This is a genomic window from Marinobacter sp. MBR-105 (genome assembly GCF_053628895.1).
Map to the genome: position 1 here is coordinate 57945 of NZ_JBRJHG010000005.1, position 26556 is coordinate 84500.

Sequence of the window (26556 nt, forward strand, 5' to 3'; positions counted from 1 at the left end):
GACACAACCCCAAATTTGGCCTTGTACCGTCTTGCACCATCCTCCAAAGGTGACCCGGTTCATCACTAAATTTCCCAAAGTTTGTGTGTTAAAGTATATCCCATGTGATAACTTGAGATTGGAGAGATAACGTGCAGAAAAAGCCCTTTGCAGAATTGGCTCTGCAAGCAGCGGGACTGGCGGTAGGTGTTACGATCCCCTTACTTGGATATCTACACTTTTCGTCGCCCTCCAGCCAAACAGATGGCTTCGCGTCCAGCGAGGAATATAGGCCCGGCTCTGCGGCAGAAGCGGTTCTTTCCCACTTGCCTCAGGTAGCCATTCTCGGGCAAAAAGATGGCCCTGCCGGCACAACTGAGGTGTTTATCCAGATTCCCGGTGTGATGAACATGCAGTCGGTTTATGTGCTCTCGGATGGTCAGACCGTCCTCTCAGGCTTTGTGCTGCCAAAGCTCCAGGCAACCGCCGTTCCGGGTGGGCAAATAACCTATCCAACAGGCAATCCATCTCTTGATATTTCGGCCCCGCGCCAGGATAAGGAAGCACTGCTTGCGATGCTTCGCGGTCAACAGAAGAGTATTGCTCCGCCAGCTCAAGCCGCTGTAGAAGCTCCTAAGGTTGAGCCGGCGACCACAGCACCGGTTGCGCCCCAGCTTCCAAGGACAAACGTTGAGCTGCCTCCACCCCCTGTGCCAACGCAGTCTACCGCTTCAATTCCGCAGCCCGTACTGGGTACGGAAAGGGTGACGGAATATGCCGAGCCAGACCCAGTCAATTTGGCCAATGAACCAAAAGCGGCTACTCCGGTTGCGCAGGCGGATCGGATGTCCCTTTTGCCCAATGAGAAAGAATTTACGCAGCTAATCAAAGATGCCCGGAACAACGACACTGATATCGAAGCCGTTCGAGTAATCCAGGAACCTGAGGGTCAGCAGAAAGCGTTTCTCAACCTGGTTCGTGCTTTGCCGGCCGTTAGCCAGGGCCAGGGCTCTCGCCATTTGTATGTATTCTTCGACCCCAACTGTCCGGCGTGCCACAACTATTATCAGCAATTAGCTGCGGATGTGCTGGCTGGTCAGGTCACCGTGCACTGGATCCCCTCTGTGGTGCTGCCCAGCCAAACTTCGGGTATTGCTGTCAGCGCTCACCTGATTGATCTGGTCAGGCGGGGAGAAGATATGGCGGCGCTCACCGCCCTCGGTCGCGTCATGCGTACTCATGGTCAGGCCGATATGCTTTATGCCGAGTTGGACCAAGCTGGCAACGATTTCCGGGAGTTTATTCCCGATGTCGTCAAGAATACTGCCGTTATGACTATGGCGATTCCGGAAACGCCATTGATCATCTATGAAAATACGGAAGGCAGGCTCGTGATTGAAGATGGCATTCCGCCTCGCGGCTACATTGCGAACGTCAAAGAGTCACATTGACGGTCACCTATTTCGACCGCTAGCAAAAGGGCGCCGATTAGATGCGCCCTTTTCTGTTCACATAAACCTTGGTGTAGCTCTACTGGAATCCGATTCGTCGTCACCCGTGAACAGCGAACGGAAAAAGCCAGGCTTCTTCTTACCGATCATCAAATCATCCATCATGCTCTTGGTAGCCCCAATGGCTCCTTTGGCGAAGTCCTGGGATATTGAGCCAGCCTGCGCAGCCATCGCCAGCACTTGTTCAACTTGCTGCTCTCTCTGGCTCTCCATTCGCCCAAATGATTCTTCAGAAGTAGGCATTCCTGTAATCAACATCGAGTTTGGGTCCACATCGAAGCCCTCTTGCAGCAACACTTCGGCCAAGTGACTCTTCTCCGGGCTCTGGGAGATTTTCTCCCCCATGAAGTCAGCGGCCTGTTGATTAAATAGGAGGCGAGACTCGGTAAGCATATCGGATAGCAGACCAATCATTACGCGCTTCTCAAAAATCTCACGTCGTAGCTGTTGATTCTGGCTCTTTGCTGATTCGGACCACTGCTCCATGCGCTGAGCGTAGTTCCGAATCTCTTGCTCCCGCAGCCTGAGATCCTGAATGGATGCGTTCAGTTTTTCTAGCTCTTTCGTCTGTTCGATCGAAGTCCGTTGAACATTATGGATAAGCTCTTCCTGTTTCCGAATCTTATCGGTTACCGTTAATCCGATTTCCTTACCTACTGCATTACTGAGATGCCCTTGCTCAACTGCGACTTTTCTAATCTCAGCCTGAGACCAAGGCTGATAACCACGGTTCAATGTAAGTTTGTTGCGTGAGACCGTAATCTCAGATAACTTTTGCGCCAGACCTGCCTCAATGCGGTTTGGGTTCACCGACAGCCCAAACCTCTCCACCTGGGTAACGGCATTTCTCACAGGAACGATGGAGGTTACCCCCTGCCTTTCACTTAACAGATAATGATAGGCTAGGTCCGTTGCCGGTTTACCTTTAACGTGTCGTCCAAGGTGTTGCAATACGATGTTGGCCTGGGCCAATCCGGCTTCAATCACCGCCTTAATTGTAGAGGGCTCAGCGATCGATTGTGGCGAACTGGACATCTCGCTGTCTCCACGCATCCCCGTGTAACAATCAACATCTTTCCTCAGTCCTCCGTCGACTACATACCGTGTTAGCAACCGATCAAGAAGAAGAACCCGCTCAGCGGTAACCCAATCACTACGGAAGAGCAAAAGGTTGCGCTCGGAGTTGTCCGAATCTTGATACAACGCCTGCTCCATGGAAATCTTCTTCAAATCCGCCAGCCAAGCCAAAACCTGAGTTTGCTGGGTATAGAGTCTTTGATCATTTCCGGAGTTTCCACCCGGTACCGGGGTCCGAAAGAGTTCAGCCTCTCCAGCACTTGTGCGCTGCCAATAATTAATCTGGGCGCTCGTCGGATGATCTGAGAGCTGAAGGTTGTCTCCGATACCGGAGAACACGAAAGCTCCCCTACCAGACGAGTGGTGGTCTATAAAGAGCTGCCCATGTTTTTCCAGGTCTCTTAGAAAGCTCAGTTCTGCGAGCAACCAATGTCTTTGCTGGTCAGCATCGGCGTCTTCAAGCGGTTCTGCCATTGAGTACGGGCTGATATTTCCGTTTTCGTCGAGCCATTCTGGATAGTGCGCCTCCGTCCAGTCTCTCAGTTGATTGAGTCGGAATACCGTAGCCAAGTACAGCGATTGAGCCCATGTATTGGTGTGTGGCAATAGAGCCTCGGGGCTCTTATCAGCAGCAAGCGGATGGGGAAGCGAATTTAACAGATCGCCTTTTGGTGCTGTGATTGCAATCCAGGGTGCCGGACTGGCAAGAATACTGTCGCGATCCTCTTTGACAGCATTTACCAAGCGACGGCCGCCCACCTCATCCTGGGAGCCAAGACCACCTCGAAACATATTGGTGGTAACCGCATGCTCAGGTGAAGACTCACTTACATCGTTAGCAAGCAAAAGGGCTGTCCTTCCTGAAAACCCACCAGGAACGCGGTTTCTGTTCCAGTAAATGTCGGACGCTCTATCAAATCGTTCTTTCAGCATGCCGCTATCAATTTTTGCCACATCCAATCTCCGGTCCTTAGCCCATTCGCATGCCGGTATTCTGGCTTTCTTCCTGGTGAACTTCGTGTGCTTGTTCCTGCACGCCTATCAACGTTTTCAGCTTGGTCATAATCCGGTCAATCATGGAACGCAAGCCATCGAAGACACCGGAAATTTGGTCTTTGAAGGTCTTTCCTTCCGTTCCAAGGTTGTCAATAAGATCCTTGTACTTCGGATCTGCGAGCTTCGATGGGTCTTGTGTCCACTCTTCAATGGTTTCGACAGCTTCTTTCCGGTCTTCCAGCGTCATCGTACTGAACTTACTGCCTTTCTTGTCGTTCAGCCAATCGCCCAGCTGCTCGCCCAGTTTTTCGCAGTTCTTCTTCATCTTATCAATGGCGCCAGTTACCGCCTCACGGTGCTCATCAGGCAGCTCAGCCAGTGCTGCATCGAATTCCTCAGGAGAACTCGGGGCATTGATGTCATCCAGGTTCATAGCCTTGTGGACAATGTCTAGCTGACTGTTAAAGGCTTTGCCAAACCCTTCCTTAATGTTAGATAGCCACGCCTGACTGCTGGTATCAGCAATCTGCAGCTCACTAACCCGCTCTTGCATGTCCGAGCCATCAACAACTTTGTTCACCACCGACGACAGTTCTCCGGGGCCGTCCAGATCTGCCAAAGACGGACCGGATTTCAGATTAAGATCCGTAATCTTGGACTGGTTCGCCTGAGTCACTTCGTTAAGCCGCTGGGAACGCGCTTTGAGCTGATCGATCACCTCTTGGCAGGTCTTAATGGTTCCCTTAACCCCATCACTGGTCAGTTTACCTGCAAGACGCACAGTACGATCGGCCGCGTACATGGTGCCATCAATTGCACCACCAATAAGCCCCATGGCAACTGCGCCTCCGGGCCCATATTGGCTTAGTAGTTCCCCCCGCCGAGTCATTCCGGTGGGCCCTGCGTGCCCGGGATCCATCTCTGGTGGAAATCCTGCAGCCCCTTGACGGTTTGCAGTGTCGACAGAATCTTCCGTCGCGTCGTCGTCATTATTCAGTTCGGGGATCGGGCCAGGCTCGTCATCCGATACCTGCTCTGCCTTCTTTGGCGTAGGATCGTCTTGCACCTCGGGCTCTTTCGGCATTGCAGTAATACGCTTGACCCGGTCTAGGTTGTCGGCAGGCTTTACGATAGTCAGCTTACTGAAATCAATTTCTGCATCATTTGCTGGCGCAATTGAGATCTGCTTTCCTTCTCTCTGCTCGCGAATCTTGTTGGACGCAGGATCCCACGACAGCTGGCGAGCAAAGTTCGCTCCTGGAACTAGCACGTAGGCGTCGAGTTGGTCTTTTAGTCCGATGACGGCAATTTCAGAGCCAGGCTTTGGTTCGATGGCGCCTGAATCTGAGTTTACTGTCAGCAATTCTGCGTCTTTACCAATGATGACCGGGCGATATGGTGCGACGGCCACAGAGTCCGCGGTTTCTTGCGGCGACGTGGCGGAGCTTTCCTCGTCTTTCTGCTCCGCAGTGGGTTGATCCGGCTCGGACAGTTCTGCGAGATCATCCAGATCCTCTTCGTATTCTTCGGTTTTAGCTGCCTCATTGATCGTGGCAAACAGCGATTGAACGGACATATAGCTCACTCCCTAAATTGTCGCGTGCACTACAATATTCTGAACATAAGGTCTTAAATTTTTTGCTCGGCCATCCAAGCATCAACGGACTCCCAGGCTCTATGTTCTCGTTGCACTTGACGCTGGAGAATCTGAAGAGCCTGGTATCCGGGCTGGGGCCTACCAAGAAGGTAGCCCTGGCCAATATCGCACCCGATCGATTTGCAGAAGTCCCACTGCTCAGGTGTTTCTATTCCCTCGGCAACCACTCGACAACCTTTCATTTGATTCGTGGCAACAACCGCCTGAACAACGGCTGCATCAATAGAGTTCGTTGGGGCTCGCTGAACAATTTGTCTGTCTAGCTTCAGCTCATCAAACGGAAGTTCAGCTATCCGATCCAGGTTGGCAAGACCGGAACCGAAGTCGTCTATGGATACCTCGATGTCCATCATCTGAAGCTGCCTTAACCTGTCTTTGAGGCCAACCATATCGTAACTACTACCACCTCGGGCAATCTCGGTGATCTCAATAACCAGGGAATGCCGAAATGGTGAGCCCATCAAGATCTCTTTGAGTCTTTCCCATCCGGCCAAGAGAGTATAGGGATCAATATTGATCGAAAGCCGGAAAGTGCCTTGGGTTAAGGCACTCCACTGTTCGGCAGTCCGAAGTGCAGAGCGCACGACAAATTCCGTCAATGGAATCAAAAGATTGGATTCAGCAGCCAGATTGATCATTTGTTTTGCTGACATTGAGGCCAGGCGTGGATCTCTGGTTGGCGCCGGCCGGATGAGCACTTCAAAGCCGCGCAGGATTCCTGTTTCCATTTCGATCTGAGGTTGGTAGTGGAAACCGAGCCTCTCTTCCCGAATTGCCTTTAGCAAAAATTGATGCTGAAGGAGTTCCATCGCTTCCTGCGATTCCAGCAAGGGATCATAGAGGCATGCAGTAGCCATGTCTTCCGCTGTTGCTCTATGGGCTGCTGCCTTTGAGCACCGAATCGCGTCGTCATAATCCAAGTGAGGTGGGAACTTCACTCCAATAAATGGAGTCAGGTACCAATCCGTTGGCCCAATCCGGTCCTTGCCTTGCTGAATGACGAACGGGGCAATCAAACGCTCGTATAGTCCCTCAAGCATCGTATCCAGCATGGAGCGACTGACAGATTTTGCGACTGGCACGATCACGCATGAGTCTGACCAAAACACCGTTGTATCTTCGGTGACCTTTGCAACCCGGCGCTCGATCATCTTACGGAGTTGTGCTGTAAATTTTGGGCCTTGATGTCGACTCAATGGGTCGAGCAAAGGAAACCGAATACAAAGGACGATGCTTTGCATCAGCTGTTTTCGGTTATCAACCCACAAAAATCTCGGCTTGCTGGTCTGTTTCATCACTCTGCTCTACTCTATCGACCCGCCTACAATACCAGCTTGTGGGCCCAATAATTCATCGTCGCGCCGATTGTTCGGAAGCCCGAACTTTCAGGTTGTCTTCAACGTTTCCGTGTGGTCCTCGGCGAGATCTTCCTCGGCCGGCGCCGACGAAGTAGAGCTTGATGGCATCCTATCGGTGTCATCTTCCCCTTTCATCGCCTGCTGTTCGGCCATAGTCTCAGCTTCTGCCTGAGCCTCATATAGATTCGCTCGGGCTGCCAGCCTGCCGTCATAGAAGGCTTGGAACAGGCTTTCAGGTGTTGTGAACCCAACCTCTCTCCCAACACCAAAAAGTTTGCCGAAGAAGTTCTTGAGCTGTCCGAACAAAGACCGAGGCTCTTCCTCAATTCGCAGATCCAGATTCCCTTTAACCCATTCCTGGTATGCGTAAGCCTGAGCTTCCCGGGGATGGGAGCAGTGCTCAATCAGATGACTTTTGCCCTGATTCATGAGGCAGCGAATCAACCGCTCGTGCAGTTCTGTCCCAGGCTGAAAATCACGGTCAAGTCGTGCTCGTTCGTCTTCGGTAAACAGGATCTCCTGAGCATAGTGGAACGCCTCGTGGTACACAGCCGTCAGGTTTGCATTGTAGGCAATTTCAATGAGCCCACGGATACCGCGACCAGGTGCATCGGGTGTCCCTTCAATGACAGAGAAGCGGGCGGCAGCGTCGTGCCCTTCGCTATCTCGGAGTTCCTTCTTCCAGAGCACATCAACCTGGTCTCCGCACATGCGTGCTACCTCGCCCAGAACGCACTGTGCTAGAGGGCGCATGTCTTCTACAGAAAGGCGCTGAATCCCCACGTCATGAGAGTACAGATACGGCATTTCAACATCGCCAAGGTGCTCATGGCGGACTGTCTTTGTACCCTCCAAAACGGTATCGAATAAATTCCGGAACGCTTTGCTCACCCTTAATAGGTGTGTACCAGACGGATACAGCTGAGCCCGGTGTGTTGCTCTGGATCCTGCAGTTTTGCTTTCCTGATCCTGCTGTTCTGCCGACTTCCCCCATGCTTTGAGCTTGTCGGGGCGAACCAGGAAGTCATTACGGTATGTCGGATCCTTAGATTTCAGGGCCTCATTTACCCAGGTCTCAAAAGCGCGAGCAAATAATTCAGCTGGGGTGCTCCAATAAGGTTCCTTCTTTCGTCCGTCCGCCTGCTTTGCTCCCTGCAGGAAAGTTGTGTTGCGAAGCTTGTAGGACTCGACGAAATCATCGAACCCTGGCAGCTCGGCTTCAGCCATTTTCTTCGACTCATACTTGAGCGTACCCATAATCAGGGAGAAGCTGTCGTACACTTCTTTCCTAAGGCCTCCAAGTTTCTCAGCGTTGAGTTCCGCTATTCTACCGCCAGCACTTACTGTCTCTGAGAGATCACCCGGGCCGCGAGCGGCCCCGGTAACCTGGCGAGCAAAATAGTTTGCCAACGCATGCCCGAACTCATGGGCCATAGAGCCGGCGCCGCGCATCCGCGTCAGGTTGATCGCATTGTTACCGGGTTCAAAATGAGCCAAAGCTGGATTACGGCCGCCCCGCCCTCGGGAACCAAAAGCCAACCCGAGTGTTCCGCCCAAGCTCAAAGTTTGGGGAGACACCCCGAGCGCACGGGATAGGTCCATAAAGCCATCGTAGGCATAGTTCAGATATTCGGTTCGTTCCTTTTGGGGCATGGACTCCCCATACTCAACGCCTGAGAATCCGAAAGTCTTGATAAGGGTTTCCTCATCGATATCGAAACCTTTTCGGTAATCATCGCCTCCAATTCTCTCCAGTCGAGTCAGCATAGGCATTGCGCCTGTTTCATCCCGCTCTGTGCGCTTCGCGGCGGCCCTGCTGTTTCCAATAGAGTTTGGCCAGAGGGTATTCTTATACGACAGTCGGTTTGCTTTCTGCATAACCGTATTCAGGATATAGTCTGGCGCCCAAGAAAAGTCGCCAATAATGGCCTTGGGAGTCACACTATACTGATCACATTCCCGGATGACTGTTTGTAGCTGAGGCAGAAAATCCGTCTGTATGAACTCTTCAAGCTGGTCCATTGTACGAACTGTAGAGATACCATCTCGAAGTGCGAGCATGGTTTGCGCAAAGAGAACGTTCAGCCCTTCAATGTTTGCTGGCGGTTTACCTGGGAGTTTTTTCCGGACTTCGGCAAACCACGCTGCTACGACTGGCTCCATTGCCGTGCTGCCATCCTCCGGCGAACGCAGGGTAGCCCAGTCTGGGGCCTCCCAAAGCTTAGTTTTGCTAACAACTTTGGCCTGGTCCGCCAGCGTGGCGTTTGTCAGATTTGCAATGACATCGGACGCCTTTCCCCGAAGATCTTTAGCGGATAACCCGGCAACAACGCCGCGACTCTGCCTGGCTCCGCGTTTATTGGTTTCCTTGACGGCCTCAAGCTTGGCGCTTCGCTCTTCCTGATCTTTGGTCTCATTAAGATAGGCCAGGGCTTCAGGCCGGGTAATCGAAAGCATATCGAGAACACTGGGTACCCATCCCCTTCCGTTGCGCTCCTTTGCCTTATAGATGACCATTTCTGCAGCGGCGGTTCTGTCGTAATTGGCTTCGGCCAGCTCCTTCTGAGTAACCGGATACGCTTTCCATGCAATGGACCGACCCCGATTCTTTGCAATGACCACCAGCATTTCCGGCCGGGTTTCCTTCAGCGTTCCTAAAAGACCAGTCTCCACTCGATCGGAGTTCGCCAGGTTCTTGAGCACCTTGTTGCCGGCCACCAAAACCTTGATGGCAGCTCGGACCAGATTTTCGGCATCCTGGTCTCGGTCCCAGCGTTGATCAGCTTTATGTATGACGCCCAGCTGAGCTTTTCCAGCTGACTCCATTGCCGCTTTCACCACCGCTTGTTGATCAGTGATCTCCGCAAGGCTACTGGCTGGGATCATTCCCGCCTCAGTCACACCACGCTTAATGTTGAAGCCGAAATCTTGCCCGCGTGTTTTCGCTGAACCTCCGAACCAAAGAGGTTCCAGCTCATTCAGGTGGCTTTCTTTAAGTACCGTGTTGACCACCTCCGAAGTGAGGGGCAAGCGCTTCATGGCATTCAGCTCAACCAGAAGCCCGATACCTGACGCGTAAAACACTGAGTTGGCGTCGTCCGTCATTAGCGCCATTCGCTGCATGTACGGGCCGCCCCTTGCGTGTTCATCAAGATTCGAGATCAACGAACCAAAGGAGAAAGCTCTCTCTCCATCCAGATTGCGAAGGATTCCGCAGGACGCTTCACCTATGGTCCTTTCCCCGTTCGCCTGTTCGGCCATGAAGGTATTGGATTCAAATAGGGGCAGTTCCAGGCCGGCTAATGCGCCGAGCTGCCCGGTCAACACGGGCAGTTGTTTGAGATTGATGCCCATGCATGCGAAGAGCTCTGGTTTAGTCATAGACGGCGCACCGCCGGCTTTAACCAACTCATCAAGTAGCAAGCAAAGTGGGTGTTTCAGCCGATCCAGATATTGCAGAGACTGTCCAGATAGCTCGGCCAATGAGGTATAAATTTCCTGGTTGTCAGCCAGTATTTCCTGGGGCGCACCCTTGCCCAGCATGAAGCGATCGCGCAAAGCTGCCTGTGCTTCCTCTGCGGTTGCAAACAGTTGTCCGCCAGACAGTCTCCGCACGATTTCACTGAACTCATCGCGTTCGGCCTGACCCATCTCAATGCGAAGCTTTCTCACCGGGATGTAGTCTGCTCCCGGAATATGGTTGGAAAGGCTGATCTGCGATTGGGTTAGGGGCTGGATAAATGATTTCAGCGCCTGTTTGTAAATGGTAGCGCTACCCTCGGGGATCTCATCGAACAAATCTGAAATCCAATCATCAAGCTTCTGAATAAATTGCGGATGGAAGCCAATGCCGAAAACAGTTTCCTTGTCCAGCCGCTCCTGGACCTCTGTACTCGTCATCATGGAGCCGGGAACAGGATTACTCTGTGAGACCGGAATAACCGCCAGCATGGGTTCAACACCTTCAGGCCACTCCGGCTGCGCTTCGTTGAATTCCGCCAACAACATATCCCGAGTAAAGGCGCGAGCATCGTGGACTTCTGGGGTCTCACCCATCATGTCGACATTGAGAACCGACTGCATGAATGGCCAGTGAGAAACAAACTGACTGGCAGAGATATACGGAGCCCTGGCTGATAAAGGGTGCACTCCCCCCAGCTTTCCGGACTTATACAAGCCACGTATCATTCGGCGAGCGGCGTCGTTCAGGTAGCCATTAGATTGGAAGTTCCGAATCTCATCATTGTCGATATCGTCAACGGTGACCTCATGCTTAACCCATTTGCTCTGGCTGGATGGGGCAATATAGGCCTTTGTCTCCAGATAGGTGTGGTCCGGTGCCTTGTACCCGGCCAACTGGGTAACGTGCACCCGCTGACGTGACGGGGCCACAATGCCCTCAATGTAGGTCGGCTTATCCGGGACGGCCCACAATACTTCACGGTCCTCACTTGAAAGCGTGGTTACCACCCCCGACTCATGGCTTCCAGTCTCAGTGGTCCACTGAATGCGCTCACCTACTCTGGGGCGTTGATCCGGCTTTGAATCCGGTATTACCGATCTGATCGCATCAACCGGCTCAAGTTCTGGCGAATCACCACGGAAATCTGCCAGCCGATCTGCCCATTCCTGCAGGTCCGAAGGAAGTCCGTCAGTGTATGGCTTCTGTGCGTGGGCAAGGCCAAGCCCAAGTATTGGTTCCGTTACAGGGGAAACCTCTCCGCTCAGGGCCTCATCTACCCACCCTTTGAGACGGTCAGGATTTCGCCACTGTTCTTCCGTCAGCTTTTCTCGCCAAAGCTGGTACTCATCGCTTTGGCCGGTCGCGATCGAGAGGCGGATTTCGTTGATCAAGGCCTTTCGATTGTTGGCCCACCACCAGGCTATGCCGTCACGGAGTTCAAAAGGGATAGCGGGCTCAACTCGCTCCGCCCCCTCCAGATAAACGACATTCTGAGGGTCCAGCACGTCCATTTCCGCACCAAAAATCCGGCAGATGGCCTTTGATTGTGACTCGCTCAAGAGCGCCGGCAAGAAGTAGCGACCAGACGATCCTTTTTGGAAGCCCATCCGGAATAAGCTGACTTCAATATTCGGGTCCGATACCCCCTCACCTACATGCTGCAATAAACTCAGCCAGCGATCGCCGTTTCGTAACAATCGAAGTTTCCAACTCTCATTTTCAATGCGCGGCCAGAACGAAGGGAATGTGGACATCGTAAAACCTCGGTTTTCGCATAGTATATACTGTTGACAAGTATACACCTTTTCGAGAGCATCTTTCGACGCAATAAAGTTCGATTAATCGTGCATATCAAAAACCAAGCCCAACTGAAGCAGCTCCAGAAACAGCAGTCGATCTCACCTCGAGTATCGGCGCAGCTTGAGCATGCCCTGGAATCTGCACAGAAGCAGGCCAGGACAAAAAAGCACAAGGGTGCTCCTGCAGCTCGCCAACTGGCATCCGTAGTAAGGCAACTTGGTTCTGAAGGAGAGGAAGCTCTGAATGTTGCGCTGCTGCGTGAATTCGGATGCTGGAAGCAGGGTGGCGAGCTTGTTAGAGAGCTAATGCCATTTTCTGAGAATCGGTACAGAGCTGATCTCTGTTTTCCCCGGTACCTTATCTCCGTGGAAATTCAGGGCTGGACCCATCACGGCAAAAGCCTTGACGATCATCACGATGACCGCATACGGGAAATGTATTTTGCTGCTCGGAATTGGCTTGTCATCAATGTGTCCCACGGCCAGGCTTTGAATCAACAGGCGATGATCATTGACACCATTCGCCAGGCCATGACTCGCAGGGTGCCCCTACACAGAGATATGCTTATCATTACTGAGCATCCCACACCGCAGAATCTCTGGCACAGACTGACTTTTAATGAGTCTGATTCCAAACCGGCACCGATGCCGTTGTCGACTTATTGAGCAACCAACCTGAACTCGCGGGGGAGTCATTGATGTCTCTACCAATCGACCACAACAGGCTCCTACGGTTCATCAAGAAACCGGATGAGATATCCCTATCATTCGATGATGCTGTCGCTATTCTTCTTTTGGCCTCCCTGCACCAGCAACACTGGTCGACTTCGGCCCTGTCAGCTGCCGGCCGAGTTTACAACCAGCTCAAATCTCAACTCTCCAAGAATCCCGTAGAGGCCCGCGAGGCAGCAACTGCTGTCCTGCATGAAATGGATCTGGAGCTTCTGGTTCATAATGGGAGGGTTCATGGGTTATTCGCTGAGCTTGATGATATTAGTCAGCCACCGACGCTTTATGAGGCCGAGATTCCTGGTACCGGAACCCAATGGAGGGTAACCAGCGAGCATGAACGGAGTCTTCGGATTGTGGCTGCGGAACGCGATGAATCGCTCTGCATTGAGGGCTTCTCGGGAACAGGAAAGACAACCTTCACCAGCTTGTTATCCAACATCCTCAATCCCAGAACGACTTTATTGTTGGCTCAGACACCATTGCAGCTGGAAGCGTTGAAGCGTCGTGTACCCGGGTTCTCCGGGATCACATTTGCAGAGCTGTCCCGTCGACTTTATGTGCAGGCTAATAATCTACCTCAAGGGAACCTCGGCACCCGGTTTCGTGCGGGCTATTCCCTTTCGCATACACAGATCGCAACCCTAATGGGCTACCAATCAGTCGGCTCGCTGTCCCCGGTCCAGGTTGCGCAAGCAGCAACGTCCATCGTCCGTCAGTTTTGCTACCGGCGACACGAAACTTTCTCGGACTCCCTATTGCCTCGCAGTCTGCGCACGACCCTCTCTCCCATGGAGGCCAGCGTTCTCGTTGGGCTCGCAGAGAAGCTGTGGGGGGCTACCTTAGGTGATCCGACACCGAGCAATGCCCTGCCGGTGAGGGGTTACCACATTATGAAGTGGCTAAATCTCCATCGAATTCCGGTACCAAAGCGGATGGCTTCCCACATACTCATCGACGAAGCGCACGATATTCCGCCCACTATGTTGTCCATTCTTGATGCGAGTCCAGCCGCTGTTATATCGCTTGGTGACCGCTTTCAGTATTTTGGTGAAAATTTTGCGCCCCGCAGAGCAAATCACATCCGGGCTCGCCAATTCCGCCAATCGGTGCGGACAGATAGGCAGGTTGGCAACCTCTTGAACGATGTGCTTATCCATCATCCTCAGGCGCCAACCACGGAATTTGTAGGGAATCCACAAACCAAGCTCAACGAGCTACGTTACGAACGGCTTGATCAAGACACCCTTGAGGATTTTGTTGGACGGAAAGGTACTCGGATCATTCTGACCGGTTATATCTGGACCGTGGCTACAACCATTCAGCGACTGGCTGCTGCCGACATACCATTCTTCTACACCGGCCATGCCGGCGATCTGCAGCTGCTAATCGCCGATGCCGAGAGGCTCTTTAAGGACAGCTCCGAATTCATTACCCACCCAATGCTCATTAACCATCGCTCCTGGGATAACCTCCGGCGTCAAGCTGGCTCAGCCATTCTCGCATTGGAGAATCTCTTTGCGCGGGGATTTACCTCAACGCATTTCAATCAGTCCATGACAAAAGCTGTTGCTACGGTGTCTGATCACCACGAACGAGCTGTGGGTGTAGGTCTCGTCGAGCATGCCAAGAATCGGGAATACGACCACGTGCTCATTACATCGGATGTGCGTTATGGGCATTACGGTGATGTTGTAAACCGTGGCACCATGATCAGCACCCTGTATACCGGTTTGACCCGGGCCAGGCGTACGATTTCTTATCAGCGCGATATGATTGAGAAGATGATGGCAGGTCTGTCTGCACCGACCTCCAAGCTCAAAGCCACTCCTACGAAAAAATGATTCTTTGAATGGGGAGAATGCGCGGGGCTTCGTGGTGCGATCTGGGCTGGCGGTACGGGCCAGCGCCTCGCGGGGAGTCGTGCGGGCCTTTGGCCCTTGCGGCGGCCTCCGGCCTTCCTTCACGGCCAGGCGGAGCCTGGCCGCTCAGTAACGGCTCAGCCACAGGCTTCGCCTCAAGACTGCCTCCTGCGATGTAAGGCCGCAGCGGCCTACAGAGTGCGGCGATGGCCATGGTGCTTCTCCCGTCTGTTCGGCGTCGTTCTGGGGTAGCCGGAGGGCCGGCCCTCACATGGGGCCGGCGTTCTCGCCGTATGCGCCTGCGGGTTGCTCCCAGGTGTCCATGATGATTGGCAGGCTGTATTCAGTGCTCAGGGCGATCTCAGCGCGCTCTGGCGTGGCTGCTGCATATACAGTGCCCTGGTCGGCCATTTCGATAACGCTCTTGCCGTTCTGGATGGTGTGATTGAACATCCGCTCATAATTGGCAATCCGGGCAAAGCGCTTCGGGCTGATGTGACGCACGGTGGCCCACTGGTCTTTGGAGCCGAAAATGCAGAACTGACAGCTGCAACGACCGAATCCAAGGAAATAAGCCGGGTGGGCCCGAACCTTGTACTTCTCGATGATCTCCCACACGCGGGTTTCGTCCCAGCTGTGAACCGAACGCCAGTGGTCCACATGACGCGCCAGACGGCCGTTTCGGCGATCGGCACGGTGAGGCATGAAGGTTTCGTATTTGGCTCTGGCGGCGCTCTCCTGCGCTCTTTCGCCGGTAATCACGAGCGTTCTCTTACCGCAAAAACGGGTCTGACCAGTGATAACCTTGCTGCCAATATCGATTTTTCCGTACGCGGAACACCACCTGCTCTGGAGTGAAGCAGTCACGGCCGGAAACTTGAGCCGGGTACCCAACTTGCCGGACTCTCCGCCACTTTTGACCAGCTCGCCATCGGGCGTGGTGAACCAGGCCGGCTTGGTGAGCTCATTGTTGCGCAGCATTTCCCCTTCCAGCCCGCCTTCCTTCCAGCTGAAGTACAGCTTCAAACCGAACGCCTTCGCAAAGGCTGCGACATAGGCATCCGTTACAGGCCAGTCAAACAGGTCGCTGCCCTCCGCCCCATCAACGCGATGGTGATGCAGCTCGATCTTGTCCCGGGGAACACCCCGATCCAGCAGATCCAGGACCGCCGCAACGGAATCTTTGCCGCCAGAGAAAAACACAACCACGAAGTCGTACGTGTCCAGGTCGGGAGTGCCAAAGGCAACTGTGGCGGGTTCTGTGATATCGAACAGGGCGATTTGCTGGCTCATGATGTCTTCCTCGCGTTGGCGTCTGCCTTGTTATCGCTGGCGGGTGCCAGCTCAATTCATGATTTAATTATAGGTCTTTACGCCCTGTTTTGCAACATTTTTCTGTGCCTGAAAACGACGAAAACCCGCAAACGGCGGGCTTTCTGGGGCTCTCTTCGGAGGCCATGCACTGTTAATTCGGGGAGCTTTTCACCAGCAGGAAAATTGGCCAGAACCGAACTGTTTAGAGTGCCTGGCCTTTCTGCTTAAACGAGCTTGAGGTGGTGTGCTGGCGGAAGGTAGGACTTTGCTGAACCACCATGGATCCGCGCAGACAGGTGAGCCGCAAACAATCGGGCGTCAATAGCTTCCTGATTCTCGGCATGCCAGTGCATCGTGACCGATTGCCCCGGCCGGATGTAACCCATGATGGCGTAACCCACCAGGCAAAACACTGCATACTCAGTTTCACGCGGAGACACCTTTCGAGCTGTGCACAGGAATGCTGAGCCATCTCGCGGAAGTGCTATCTTTGCAAGCGGATCACTGGCACTTGCAGAGAGCCGTATCCGCAACGGTATCGGATCGCCACCCCAGGCTGGATGGATCCGAAGGCTGCGTAATATCCGTCCCGTATCCACATGATCGGAGCCGGCAAGGGAGATTATTTTCTCGGCGTAATACTCGCTTTTATGCATCCAAACCAGAGGTTTTCTGGCGTTTGTCGGCTGCGAACCCATCGTTTTACAATCCATATTTCTTAATCTTATGGCATACTATATGATAATTTGCTTGACAGCACCATACCCGTTATGGATATATGAAAGTTGTACGCTCATCGCTGATGGGTTTCTATGACATAGGATGAAATTTTCAATGATATTGGGTGGCGTCTTGAGCCCAGTTGGTCACTGCACCGATTGCGGCATACAAGTTGATCTTTCAGAGGGTAACCTGGTACCAGGTTCTGCCTGCCCGGATCCTTCGTGCCCATCTCATCATCCTGACCAATGGGAGCGGTGGGCTAACAGCCAACAAATACAGCTTTGCCCAGTTGGTCCCATAGACTGGCAACGAATACGCGACTCTGTTGCCTCGTTCAAAGCCTACATTCGCGCACTCTAACCTTTCTTTCCCACCGTTCCCAGCGGGAAATTAGCTGCCATTGTGCTGATAGAATAGTGCCTACTATTTTATCATTGGCGGTACCATCCATGAACCATCTTCGCGTGCACCTTTCGTCCTGGGCACCCTCATTTCCTGATCTGCACAAGCTCCAGTTCTTCTTTGCTGGGTTCGCCGCCCTCGCCTATCAGATCGTGAGCTTCAAGCTAATCAGCATTTCCGGCCTGGGTGATGCAATCTCGGTGGCCATAAGTCTAACCGCCTTCGTTGCGCTCTCCGGTGTTGGAGCTCTGATTGGCTCTCGTATCGAGCCTGGGCAAACCGGGTTATGGGAGTCATTGCTTGGTATTTACGGAATCGTTTTATTTGGTGCAGTGAGCGCCCTGGGTATCGATACAATCGTTGCCACTTCGGGCGCATTATCCGCAACTACGAAGCTGTCAATCTTTCTGGCTGTGGTATCTCCGATAGCCATAGTTTCCGGCATGTTGATTCCAATGCACCAAACTCGGACAAGCTTGATGTCTGGTGAGCGTTCGGATTTCTCGTCATTCCTCCCGGTTTATATCGTCTTCCATGTTGGTGGAGCTGCCTCGCTTCTATTCATCGAGCAGTATGGTTTTCCAATTCTTGGCTGGCCTCTGGTCGGCTGCATTCTCGGATCACTCTCATTGATGAACGGGTTGTCAGCTGTCGGTGTTTCCGGTGAGACATACTGCAGCGACCTTCGCCAATCAGAAATCCGCCAGCAAGCAGTGAAGCGCCTAGTTTGGTGGTTACTTGGCCTATCAATTGCCACGGGCTATTTCGGCATCATCACGTACAAGGCCTTTGATTACCTGGTAGGCCCAAATATTCGAAACTACACGGTCGTAACAGCAATGGTATTTGTGGGCCTCAGCCTTGCAGCCATCATTGCACGAAGTTTCCGCTTCCAGTTTCGTGAGATCATTGCCGTGACTGGGCTTGGGATTGCCTTGCTGTTCATTGCCGGCCCCGTTACCCCGATAATTGCTGAGTGGGTCGTCGTGCTGGGTTGGCCCGTTTGGTTGATTCATGCCTTGGTGGGACTGCTCTTCATTGTTCCGATTTATGCGCTGATCGGGATTTCTATTCCTTCGGCCGTCCGGCTTGGTGTCCCTTCTGCCCTGGCCCTTTTCGTCGTTTCCGTGGGTAATGCCCTTGGGTATTGGATCAACATTCTGACCGCCAGTTTCAACGTGGATGCGATCGCATTAGCGCTGATGGTCGGTGTCTCGGTTCTGGCGACAAGCTGGCGTCTGGCATGGATCGTCGCCCCTGTTGGCCTTGTAGCAGTAATGACAACCCTTGGAGCCTTCTATCCGGCACTTCACCACCAAATCCTCCATCATCGCCTTATCCACGATGCCCAATTCCAGCTATATCCGGGATCCGACAAAACTGATCTTGAGTTCAAGGTTGTCAAAAGCTGGAATACCTATGGATGGGCAACAGAGCATGTGCGGATCAACCTGTGGGCCAATGCCCCCGACGACCGCCAGCTGATTGATAGCAGGGATTACCTGGTGATTGGAGGCTTCCAGAGCCTGCAAATGGCCGATAAAGCGCATACCGTGTTCGCGGAATCAATGGCGGCCGCATTGCCTGCATTCTTCACTTCAGGTCATTCCACGGCTCTCGTCCTTGGCGCCGGCACAGGGGTTAGTGCGCGGCTCATCGCGGAGCACTTCGCAGATACAGATCTGGTCGACATAAGCCCCGATACGGGGGATCACCTCTACTATTTCGAGCCTCTAAACGACAAGGTCGCCGGCATGGTGGATCTTCACCAACAGGATGCCCTTTCGTTCGTCGCCGAGCAGGCCCATCAAGGTAAACAGTACGACATTATTTTTTCCACGGTGACTGGGGCTGGTTACCAGTTTTCGGCCATGCTCTATACCAGGGAGTTTTTTGAAGCAGCAAAATCTGTACTCCGACCAGATGGCGTTTTTGCTTTCTGGATGGATAATCGGTTTGGCGCAGATTATGGTGCCCCAGGCATTTTGTCAGCCATGCAAGCGACCTTCCCTCATGTTCAGCGCGTCTCTGTCTTTCCGGGGATTATGAGCCAGGACGAGCTGCCTTATCAGGTCGTCATTGGTTCCGCGAATCCGTTGCACGAAAACGAGGTGCGCTCGCTGCCAATTCTAGGTTATATGAACGACAAGCGACTCGGGTTGGTCGACCCGGACCTTCGGCAACCATTAGTGACAGTATCGGATACTCTTGCGGAGCGTCGGGTCTGGAATGACAACTTTCCTGGGGGTGCGGAGCCCGGCCAGATGACAACACTCAGGTTTGCCTATGATTATGCGTTTATCTATCAAGCGTGGGCTGACTGGGCAACAATGCTTGCTGAGGGTCAGGGCCATTAACGCATAGGGTGTCTGGGGCGCCAACTTGCTGCGCTGCAACTTTCGGCTCATGTTGCATGAGCGCGCTCAACTCATGCTATCAATCTTTGTTCGTCCACTGGCCGTCATGACGAGCGCCAATGTTGTCTTCAATCCATGCTTGCCACTGGGCCGATCTGATGGTGTCCGGGGCTTGGCTCGGTGAATAAAGATCAGAGTCGCCATAGATGACCTGCTGAGTAATTCGAGGGCGGGATATGCCTGCATATTTGCCGAAGGCTATCCGATTTATGGCATCCCACGCATCGGCCAGGCTGGCTGCCTGCGTTGGCAGGGGATAGCCTCTCAAGAATGGTTCAAGCCATGTCATGTAGTTCAAGTCGGGGTTATACACGGAAAGTACGAGCCGATACTTTAGCCACGGGGTCAACTCGACAGTGCCATCGCCTCTGCAGCCCGGGGAGCCTACGCCAAATCGCTTAACCAATTGTCCCATGCCGTAGTAATCCGCATAGGCCTCAAGACCCACCCTGTAAAGGATTACGCCATCTAAGATGAATGGATCCAGGTCAGACTCAGTTAGTCCGTATACATTGCCCGGCGCCGAACTTGCATTACAGGTCTGTGTTCCGGTTTCCTTCAAGGCATCTTCCATCCCGACCAGCCCGTCCTCACTTTCCGGTTTAGCCGGCAAGGGTCGCAAGGGATACTCACAATGCGCAACCTCATGCCAGAACTCCATGGCATCGCCGTATTGTTCCAACCATTCCCATTCACCGGGTTTCAGCCCATCCAGTAAGGCAGGGTCGATGGTGTAGCGCGAATAAGTTGCCAGTGGCTCATCATCATGACTGATGAGGCAATAGTCATCATAGTGAGCTGAGAACGAACGCTTTCTGGTGTTAACTTGGAGTGCAAAGCTGGTCTGCTCAACACTTTGATTTTGCAGCTGCGTGCGTATGTCCAGGCCAGCGCTAGGGTCTTCCGAAGCAAGGCGTTGATACCCGAGATTCAGGTTCCGAAGTTTTTTTTCTATAGCTTTCTGGACAGGGAGCTCTGGCAGTCCGGGGACTGGCATGCCCACCGGCTCCCGTGGCAAAGACTCGGGTGATCTATCGATGACAAATACGGGAACCTCTGCTTCTGAGGTTGCTGCGAGCGAAGTACACACTTCAAACGGGGTAAGCTGCCGAAGTCGATCACCAAGCCCCGCTTTCTGGTACGCCTCAAGGGCCTTATCGATTGCTCCTGACGGTAAGGGCCCAATGATTTTTTGGACTCGACTGGAGGCGTTACAGGCCCTCTCCCACGCTACAGCGATGTCATCCGCTTTCGCTGGCGGAGTGACCAAAATTGTCGCTACAAGCAACCCTGTGAGGGCGTTCGCAATCTTTCCTGGCATTCTCGTGGACCTCATCCTGGAGCCATGGTGGGTGAGGATGATTGATGATCAGTCATTTCTGCTCGCCGATCCTTCAGTATTGCGTTGAGGTACTTCAAGTCTGTTCTTACGTCCGGCGCCAGCTTGATTGCAATCTCGGGGCGCGTCACTGCAACGTACAGCAGGTTTAATTGCTCAATTTCGGTACCGGTAAGGGGTTCTTTGTTTGCATTAATCTTGGCCAGCAGTTCATCCCCCAGAGAGAGATCTTCACACAAGTGCACTTGCGGCCACTGCCGTCCTTTCGATTTGTGCGCCGTGGTCAGAATGATGCTGGATTCTGACTCTTCCCGCCGATCGGCTGCCTGGAGATCGTCAATGAAATCCAGAGAGCGAGCGCGATACTTCTCGATCAACTGCGTCAATCGTTTCATCGTGGCGTCACCGGTAATCTCGGTCAGCTCTTTAAGCTGATCCCACGACTCATACAATTTGAGATCTTCATCCCGCACGTTGAAAAGGTCATCGCGATATAAGGCGTAACCAGACTCGATAAGTTTCACCAGGTCTTGAGATCCACCAACGATGGTGAACGGAGATTTGTTTTCGATCGCTTCCACCGCATGCTCAAACAACGTCATGTTATTTCGAGCAATAACGGTTTGCTTATACTGGGGGTCAAACTCCTGAATGTGTGGTCCGGCCCCGCGCATACCCACCATCTCGCCCCGGATGCCCAGAATTATGTTCGCAAGCGCGGCAATGTGGTTGCCAAAACGAAACGAAATGCTCAAGTGGCGGACATCATAACCACTCCTTTCTGCGTCCTGGAGAGCATTGACCGCTCCCCGCCAGCCATAGATTGCCTGAAACTCATCGCCGATCAGAATCTTCTGTGCATGATCCTGATTATTGAGGATAGAGCTGATGACAGGGTTGGCGTCCTGGAATTCGTCGGCATAAATAAGATTGTCCCGCAGCTTAGGTCGGGAGAGTTGGTACAGCTTCAAATAGCTATCGTGAAGAATCGGCATGGCATTGCCCGGGTCAGCCATCATGTCCCAGACTTTCTGGGCGTAACGATGCACTTGAGAAACGAGTTCGTCCTTCATCCCTTCGTCGTCGCCAGACATTACTTTCTTTGGCAGTGCATCTTCTGCTACATGATGACGGAGCACTTTATCGTCAGCAGAGTTCTGGAAAGCGCCTACCGTCTTCAAAACCGCAGCAGCCAGGCGAGTCGAGTCTACCCCACAGCAACTGGTAATACCGGCTGAGCTCGCCAGGTCCCATGGCTGAATCCGTCTTCCGCCACGAGCAGCCTCAAACTTCCTCCGATAGTCCGCGTTCATCCCCACGATTGGCCTGAATGCTAATGAGTGCCCTGTTGCAGGCCTCACATGGCGCGGGAACCTTGCCTCCGCCTCTTTCTTGTTCGCGGTGTTATAGACCAGGTACAGGGCTTCACGCTTATTGCGCCGGGCGTCTTCTTCCACGGTGGATGTTTTCCCGGAGCCTGCTCTTGCTTGCACAACGACATTGCGCCCACTGCTGCTGGCATCAAAGATCGCTTCTTGTTCCTGCGTTGCTGTAAATCTGGCCATAAGTAATCCCGCAAGCGTTTATCGGGTGAATTTGACGTTAGACTGAGTAAATCCAAATGAAGGAGACCGTCTATGCCTGTTTTTCTGGTAACTCGTGAATATCAAGTCTGCGTTACCGCGGATCATCTATCCGAAGTCTCAGCGATAACCGACGCTGAGCTCGCGCAAGCCATTGAGGATGGTAAAGCCCACAAGGCCCGGGAAGTCATTCTTCCTGTCAACTCTGTAAGCCAGGTGAATGATGACCTTCTGGATGAGCCGCCCCTTGGTGCAGTTGATGGTGACCGATCCGCCAGAGACATTCTCCGGCATTCATAATTCCAGGGGAGGCAAAGCCTCCCCTTCCCTTCTATTGTCGCTATCCAAACTTCAATTCGCCGGCCCACCCCTGGTGTTGTTCTTCTGGAGTAATCCCGGCATCTACAATGTCAGTAATCAACTCATCAAAGCTCTCTGGCAGATTCTCAAGCTTTTTGATCAGCTGTTCCTTTACTAAGTCCAGCTCGCTCGCCATTTGCCGCTCGGCTTTGCTATTGGTCTCGAAACTGCGTCCAAATCTTACGGCCGATGCGCTTTGAATCGCGGTTCGCAGCAACTCAATCGCTGAATTAATGTCAGCGCCAGCCTTGCGAGCAGTCTCCATTTCGGCTTTCAGGTGGCGATGGGTTGAGATCTCATTCCGAAGCGTATTGAACTCTGCAGCTCTATAGCCCTTCTGTGCTGCTGCCTCGCTCAAAATGTCTGTGAGCGCTTCTACGGAGGACCGATAATTGTCCCTGAGCTTGTCTGTAACCAGGATGTCCACCAAGCTGTTAATTGACTGCTCCGCCCACCCTTCGGGTGCGGAATTCAGCTCGTTGTTCCACTCATCTGCAGTACGTTTGACCAGGTTGGTGTCGACCCCATCTCCCTCATCGCCAAACTGACTGCGCAGTAGCGGTTCAATTGTCTTGGCCGACGGCAACGCTTCTTGCGCTGCCAGATGATGCAGCCATGCCGAGACCGACGAATGGGTTGCGGTGATTGGATTTATTCCGGAGAGCGATCCATGGTTCCTGAGTGCGGGATTCTCAATCCGCTGAGTTTCGTTCTGGAGAGTTGCTAATGTTTGTCGAGCATCCAGCGCATTGGAGATGGCTTTAAGGTCCAGGCGGGCCAGAGAGTCTGGCGAGCCAAGGTCAAAGCGTTCACGGACAACTTCATAAGCTGCCAATAATTCTTCGTCAAAGTCCACGACGTTATCTGGCTCATTGATGTAGGGTTCATCACGAATGACGGCGTCGTGCTGCCAAGCCCTTGCGTCCATATTAACTGCGTGTACCGATGCTCTCTGAGTAAATGTGTCGGCTTGCGGGCTCCAAAGCTCATGGCCTGCCCGCGCTGCCGTTTTCATGACAGGCTGGATATCGATATAGTTAATTGCACCCGTTTTCCAATATTCCTGCAGCCTTGTCTCTGCTTGAGCCATCGCTTTTGGTATGTCCATGCGGTTGCTGACATTAAATTCTTTGCCCACAGCATCGAACATAGCGAGGCATAAATAGTTCACTCGCAGAGCTTGGGCGATCTGCTCGTAGTTATGCTCTTTTCGCGAAGACATCAACTTTCCCCGGTGTTATCACATGTTATATGTCATTCTAAACGCCAAAGTACAAGAATCAAGCAATTTTAGCCTTGACACCACTCCATGTTGCATTATGCTACTTTTCATGTTGCATGATGCCACTTACATTTAACTTTGCTTGCGAGGTCAGTGATGACAAAGCCTGTAGACGTATTTACCTCTCCAGCCCATAAAGGCGGCGTGGGAAAAAGCTTCACTCTTCGATTGCTGTACCAGGCACTTGTTCGGGTTCTCGAACTTAATGGGGAGCGCCGTAAAGTGCTCGTCGTTGATTGTGATCCCCAGGCAAATACATCCGAGCGATGGCTGCCGATGGAGGCAGAGACTCGCGATCGATTGATGGGAAAGATGCCGCCCATTCATCCGGAGCTGGAGGGGGATCGTTCCGACATCACCGATATCTGGTTGCAGAAAGTCGCGCCGGCACCCTACGCTACCCCGAATCCAAAAATTGATATCGTGCCCGCTCGAGAGATCGCGATGGACGAACTGGCGAAAAACCCGGACCAGTTCCATCTCCTTGGTATTCGTCAGTGGCTACAGCAACCAGAGATTGCGGAGGAATACTGCGCAGTCTTTATCGATACGCCGCCGAGCAAGGGCCTAATGACACAAGCCGCTCTCGCTGCCGCTACGCAGGTATTTGTTCCAGTGAAGTACGAGCCCCACCCCATTGCTGGCATGGATGCGATGCTTCATTTCATTGATTCTGAAATGATGAGTCGCACCGGTAACGACTACCCTGCCCTGAACTTCCTTGGGATCGTCGCGAACGACGTTCCGTCGAGCAACGCCACGATTTACGCCAGCTACAAAGAAGCTCTTTTGGCGCACCCGTCCTTCGGGAAGTTTATGTTGCCTGTGGAGCTGAAACATCTCGCGGCTTTCACTGAGACGGACGCAAAAACGACGTTGCCGGGAGATATCTTTGATTATCCCAGCAAGACGCACAGCCATGTGCTCCGAAGTGCTGAAGCATTCTGCAGGACTATTTTTGAGCGTGTGCCTCAATTTGCAAACTGGAGCCTCGACTTTCGTAACGGCCAATCGTTTGATCCTGACTCGGAAGCTCCGGGTCAACAATATGAGGGAGGTCAGTGAATATGAAGCGCCGTCAAATTAAGGTGTCGCTGCCAGAATCTCAGCCAGGCCTGGTCAGCATGGGTAACATGCGGCTGCAGCCGAACTACAGCCTGAATTCTATTCGGCCGAATCCATATAACCCTCGCCGCGAAGACCTCGAGAGCTACGGCCTGACCCTCGATGCGGTAAAGGCGCAAATGCGGAGAGAGGGCGAGTCGCTTGAGGACTTTCACGACCGTGTGGAAGCTTGGATTAACGACAGTTCTCATCTGGACCAGAAGGCAAAGTCAGAGTGGTACAAGCTTCTCAGTCTTGCTGTCTCCATTACAGAAGATGGGCTTAATCAGCCCGTTGCAGTTCGCCTGGTTGATCCAAGTGATAGCGTTGCGACTCTTATTTCCGGGGAGCGCCGATTTCTTGCGTCCTGGCTGGGCAACCTCAAATCGGTGCATGCCATTGTCCGTGTTCAAAACGACTCTGAGGCATCTGCTCATGCCCTGATTGAAAACACTCAGCGAAGCGACCTGTCATTCCGTGCCACCGTAACCACCCTGATTTCCATGCAGGCAGAAGCGGAGAAGCCCTTTACGGTCACTCAGGTCATGCGTCTTGGGTCATACAGTCGCGGCGGCGCCTCTTACGTTCAGCAAGCGTTGAATCTTCCGCTCGATCATCCGGTTCACAAGGCGATTCAGTCCGGGGAAGCGACCAAGCCCTATCACATCAAGAAAATTCTTGATGAGTTAAAGGCAGCGGAAATGCCCAACCCGGGACCCAGTGCTCAAGCATCCTCGCAAACCCCGGTTGACGAGGCGCTGCGCCAGCTTGAATCAAGGCCTACGGACGGAAATACATCCTCTTTTTCACGCCCAAAGGATCCCGTTCAGCCTCAAGCCAAAGCTGGAGAGGCCGAAAGCGACGTTTCCCGACCAAAGTTCAAAGCGCAGACCACAGATGAGGGCCAGCCCCAGCAAGACGAAGCTGGCATCACCGCTTCCACGCTGAACGCTCAGGTTGAGCCCTCTGCGCCCAATAACACCCCGGTTTCCCCAGAGCCAAGTTCCTGGGACACAATTCGTGACTGGCTTGCCAAGGCATGCCTGGATGCTCATAGCATCAATGGCTCTGACTACCAGCGTTTGGCTGACGACCTGGAGCAAATTCAGTCCGCGGATGAGGTTCTGGCATTCATCCAAAAGGCAGCTGCCCTGTCAGTTGATGGGGAGTGATTGTGGAGCGGAAACGAATTGATCTTCCCGGCAAAGCGGATGGCTATCTGACCAAGTATTTGGTTCCTGAGTTGGCAAAGGATCGCCTTGGTGCCGTTTGCCCACCACGAGGCCGCTCACGATGGATAGCTGATGCAATAGCTTCGTTCGCGGCCTGTGACGCTGAACAACGCAACACTATGCTTCTGGCTGACGGGCGTTTACGCACGGGAAAGCTGACGCATCTCTCGGTCCGTTTATCGCAAATTTCCCAGAGACAACTTCGATCTATGCTCACAGACTTCCGCAAGCAGTTTCCACATGAGGATCTGGAGACAAGTGGTGTTTTTCGAGCCGCCATCCTGTACCACCTTCGCAACAAGGAAGGCGTGACAATCAACGATTGATAGTCGTCGGATCGGACCAAGCTCGCAGGCAGTCAACCAGGTT

General features: G+C 53.0%; 16 protein-coding genes. 8 read left to right on the forward strand and 8 right to left on the reverse strand.

The genetic code is table 11. From position 1 onward, the window contains the following. Nucleotides 1–131: 131 nt before the first annotated feature. Entirely contained in the window at nt 132–1430 is a 1299-nt protein-coding gene (locus ACSSVV_RS07565) for a hypothetical protein (RefSeq protein WP_454105861.1), read from the forward strand. 57 nt (nt 1431–1487) lie between these two features. Here ACSSVV_RS07565 and ACSSVV_RS07570 read toward each other — a convergent pair whose 3' ends face one another. The 4 genes from ACSSVV_RS07570 to ACSSVV_RS07585 all read right to left on the reverse strand — a co-directional run bounded on the left by ACSSVV_RS07570 (nt 1488) and on the right by ACSSVV_RS07585 (nt 11795). Next, nucleotides 1488–3521, reverse strand: coding sequence for a hypothetical protein (locus tag ACSSVV_RS07570; RefSeq protein WP_454105862.1), 2034 nt, complete (start codon nt 3519–3521; stop codon nt 1488–1490). Between the two features lie 16 nt (nt 3522–3537). Further along, on the reverse strand, nt 3538–5139 hold the full coding sequence (locus ACSSVV_RS07575) for a hypothetical protein (protein ID WP_454105863.1): 1602 nt from the start codon (nt 5137–5139) through the stop codon (nt 3538–3540). Between the two features lie 53 nt (nt 5140–5192). After that, on the reverse strand, nt 5193–6515 hold the full coding sequence (locus tag ACSSVV_RS07580) for an EAL domain-containing protein (protein WP_454105864.1): 1323 nt from the start codon (nt 6513–6515) through the stop codon (nt 5193–5195). Between the two features lie 90 nt (nt 6516–6605). Further along, nucleotides 6606–11795, reverse strand: a complete 5190-nt coding sequence (locus ACSSVV_RS07585; protein ID WP_454105865.1) for an LPD1 domain-containing protein — start codon at nt 11793–11795, stop codon at nt 6606–6608. Between the two features lie 90 nt (nt 11796–11885). Here ACSSVV_RS07585 and ACSSVV_RS07590 point away from each other — a divergent pair, with 90 nt between their 5' ends. Together ACSSVV_RS07590 and ACSSVV_RS07595 are read left to right on the forward strand one after the other, a co-directional pair. Continuing rightward, a complete protein-coding gene (locus ACSSVV_RS07590) occupies nt 11886–12506 on the forward strand; it encodes a hypothetical protein (RefSeq protein WP_454105867.1) in 621 nt (206 codons plus the stop codon). A gap of 32 nt (nt 12507–12538) precedes the next feature. Beyond that, a complete protein-coding gene (locus ACSSVV_RS07595) occupies nt 12539–14413 on the forward strand; it encodes a hypothetical protein (RefSeq protein ID WP_454105868.1) in 1875 nt (624 codons plus the stop codon). A gap of 285 nt (nt 14414–14698) precedes the next feature. Here the strand turns inward: ACSSVV_RS07595 and ACSSVV_RS07600 are convergent, their stop codons facing one another. Continuing rightward, complete coding sequence (locus ACSSVV_RS07600; RefSeq protein WP_454105870.1) at nt 14699–15724, reverse strand: phosphoadenosine phosphosulfate reductase domain-containing protein; 1026 nt, start codon at nt 15722–15724, stop codon at nt 14699–14701. Between the two features lie 1193 nt (nt 15725–16917). Between ACSSVV_RS07600 and ACSSVV_RS07605 the strand changes: the two genes are divergently transcribed. Next, nucleotides 16918–19227 (forward strand): spermine/spermidine synthase domain-containing protein, encoded by a 2310-nt coding sequence (locus tag ACSSVV_RS07605; RefSeq protein WP_454105871.1) that lies wholly within the window; start codon nt 16918–16920, stop codon nt 19225–19227. Nucleotides 19228–19306: 79 nt separating this feature from the next. Here ACSSVV_RS07605 and ACSSVV_RS07610 read toward each other — a convergent pair whose 3' ends face one another. Then, nucleotides 19307–20284 (reverse strand): hypothetical protein, encoded by a 978-nt coding sequence (locus tag ACSSVV_RS07610; protein ID WP_454105872.1) that lies wholly within the window; start codon nt 20282–20284, stop codon nt 19307–19309. A gap of 335 nt (nt 20285–20619) precedes the next feature. Then, entirely contained in the window at nt 20620–22191 is a 1572-nt protein-coding gene (locus ACSSVV_RS07615; protein WP_454105873.1) for a UvrD-helicase domain-containing protein, read from the reverse strand. A gap of 72 nt (nt 22192–22263) precedes the next feature. On the opposite strand from ACSSVV_RS07615, the gene ACSSVV_RS07620 reads away from it, so the two are divergent. Further along, nucleotides 22264–22509, forward strand: a complete 246-nt coding sequence (locus ACSSVV_RS07620) for a hypothetical protein (protein ID WP_454105874.1) — start codon at nt 22264–22266, stop codon at nt 22507–22509. Between the two features lie 40 nt (nt 22510–22549). On the opposite strand, the gene ACSSVV_RS07625 is transcribed toward ACSSVV_RS07620, so the two are convergent. Then, the gene (locus tag ACSSVV_RS07625) at nt 22550–23791 is read right to left on the reverse strand and encodes a hypothetical protein (RefSeq protein WP_454105875.1); all 1242 of its coding nucleotides are present in this window, start codon (nt 23789–23791) and stop codon (nt 22550–22552) included. A 156-nt stretch (nt 23792–23947) separates the two neighbouring features. Between ACSSVV_RS07625 and ACSSVV_RS07630 the strand changes: the two genes are divergently transcribed. From ACSSVV_RS07630 to ACSSVV_RS07640, 3 genes are read left to right on the forward strand one after another with little or no spacing between them, the layout of a single operon-like run. Then, nucleotides 23948–24916, forward strand: coding sequence for a ParA family protein (locus ACSSVV_RS07630; RefSeq protein WP_454105876.1), 969 nt, complete (start codon nt 23948–23950; stop codon nt 24914–24916). 2 nt (nt 24917–24918) lie between these two features. Further along, entirely contained in the window at nt 24919–26127 is a 1209-nt protein-coding gene (locus ACSSVV_RS07635) for a ParB/RepB/Spo0J family partition protein (protein WP_454105877.1), read from the forward strand. 2 nt (nt 26128–26129) lie between these two features. After that, nucleotides 26130–26513: a hypothetical protein gene (locus ACSSVV_RS07640; RefSeq protein WP_454105879.1), complete on the forward strand. Its 384-nt coding sequence runs from the start codon at nt 26130–26132 to the stop codon at nt 26511–26513. The last annotated feature ends 43 nt before the right edge of the window (nt 26514–26556 follow it).